Source organism: Methylococcus sp. S1M, from assembly GCF_051295855.1.
Taxonomy (GTDB): Bacteria; Pseudomonadota; Gammaproteobacteria; order Methylococcales; family Methylococcaceae; genus Methylococcus; species Methylococcus capsulatus.
This window is the reverse complement of record NZ_JBPDXO010000082.1, coordinates 1-230: the sequence shown is the minus strand read 5'-3', so window position 1 is coordinate 230 and position 230 is coordinate 1. Positions and strand designations below refer to the sequence as shown.

The following is a 230-nucleotide window of genomic DNA, read 5'->3' as shown; positions in this document are numbered from 1 at the left end:
AAACAGCAGGACCACGACAAGCACCTGCGCGCCGGCAAGGCCATACTCGAAAAGGAAAAGCACAAGCTCCAGACCAGGGACGTCGACCTCGACGCCCTGGCCCGCCATTTCAACCTGCCGCGGCCCGATGACGTCCTGCTCGCCATCGGCCGCGGCGACAGCGGTCCCGGACAACTGGCCGCCGCGCTCCAGGTGCCCGGATTCCCGCCGCCTCCCGTACCGCCGCGGAA

Annotated in this window: 1 pseudogene; it reads left to right on the top strand. The window is 68.7% G+C overall.

Annotated elements, in window-relative coordinates:
• Positions 1 to 230 (top strand): annotated as a pseudogene (gene relA / locus ACSHWJ_RS16140) (GTP diphosphokinase); the annotation flags it as partial.